Origin of the sequence: Candidatus Hakubella thermalkaliphila (genome assembly GCF_013281975.1) — a bacterium.
Lineage (GTDB): Bacteria > Actinomycetota > Humimicrobiia > Hakubellales > Hakubellaceae > Hakubella > Hakubella thermalkaliphila.
Window position 1 is genome coordinate 1 of sequence record NZ_BLRZ01000351.1, and the last position, 857, is coordinate 857.

2 pseudogenes are annotated in these 857 nt (G+C 59.3%); one reads left to right on the forward strand and one right to left on the reverse strand.

The annotated features are described in order from the left end of the window. Positions 1–691 (reverse strand): annotated as a pseudogene (locus HW443_RS12075) (NADH-quinone oxidoreductase subunit F); the annotation flags it as partial. Here HW443_RS12075 and HW443_RS12080 point away from each other — a divergent pair. Next, positions 657–857 (forward strand): annotated as a pseudogene (locus tag HW443_RS12080) ((2Fe-2S) ferredoxin domain-containing protein); the annotation flags it as partial. The pseudogenes HW443_RS12075 and HW443_RS12080 overlap by 35 nt on opposite strands.

Below are 857 nucleotides of genomic sequence, written 5' to 3' on the forward strand. Positions count from 1 at the left end.
TAGGTGTATTCAGATAGGCAACAGGGAGACAGCCTCCCAGAGGCCCTCCGGTCTGTACTGCCTTAAAGCGCTTGCCGTTGGCGATGCCCCCTCCCACATCGAAGACAATCTCCCCCACAGTGATGCCCATAGGGACCTCCACCAGGCCGATGTTATTCACCTGGCCGGTAAGAGCAAAGACCTTGGTCCCCTTACTCCTCACCGTACCTATACTCGAAAACCACTCTGCTCCACGGAGAATAATGGGGGGCACATTGGCCCAGCTTTCTACGTTGTTAATATTGGTGGGTCGACCCCACAGGCCGGACTGGGCCGGGAAGGGTGGCCGCGGCCTGGGCTCTCCTCTTCGGCCCTCGATGGAGGCAATGAGAGCGGTCTCCTCTCCACAGACAAAGGCTCCCGCCCCCTCCTTAATCTGAAGGTCGAAGCAAAAATCGCTCCCCACAATATTCTCCCCCAGAAGCCCATACTCCCGGGCCTGCTGGATGGCCACCTCCAGACGCTCAAGAGCTACCGGATACTCGGCACGGCAGTAGATAAAGCCATCCCGGGCACCGATGGCGTACGCTCCTATCGCCATTCCCTCAATGACGCTGTGGGGATCTCCCTCACAAATACTCCTGTCCATGAAGGCCCCTGGATCGCCCTCATCCGCGTTGCAGATCACATATTTAGTCTCCCCTGGAGCCCGGGAGGTGATGCGAGCCATTCTGGAGGAGTTGGACCGGCGGGGCATAGCGGTTCACGTAAACGCCGTGGGCTGTGTGGGGCTCTGCGCCTACGAACCTCTAGTGGACATCGAGCAGGCGGGAAAGAGTAGGGTGACCTACGGGAGGATCTCTCCGGAGCAGGTACCC